Origin of the sequence: Robertmurraya sp. DFI.2.37, from assembly GCF_029211245.1 — a bacterium.
In the GTDB taxonomy this organism is placed as follows: Bacteria; Bacillota; Bacilli; order Bacillales; family Cytobacillaceae; genus Robertmurraya; species Robertmurraya methanolica_A.
Map to the genome: position 1 here is coordinate 1 of NZ_JARGEJ010000557.1, position 308 is coordinate 308.

The following is a 308-nucleotide window of genomic DNA, read 5'->3' on the forward strand; positions in this document are numbered from 1 at the left end:
GTTTAAGTTCACACCTAAAGGAGGTTGTATAATTTTGTCCTTGGCGGAAGATGAAAAAAGACGGAAATGTATCCTGTCGGTAAAAGACAGTGGAATTGGAATACCTAAGGAGAAACAACATTTATTGTTCAGCAGATTCAGTCAGATTCACTTTTCTAAATCTGGTACCGGAGTCGGGCTTTCTTTAGTGAAAGAATTTGTGGATGTTCATAAAGGGAAAATTTATTTTGAAGATAACCCCAGTGGGGGGGCTATTTTCAAGGTGGAATTATCTACTTCAAAAGAAACTTATGTAGGGGAGAATTTTG

At 37.3% G+C, this 308-nt stretch carries 1 protein-coding gene; it reads left to right on the plus strand.

Features of this window, described 5'->3' with window-relative positions:
• Window positions 1-34 precede the first annotated feature (34 nt).
• The coding region (locus tag PZE06_RS27685) for a sensor histidine kinase (protein WP_275792356.1) at window positions 35-308 on the plus strand (274 nt) is incomplete at its 3' end.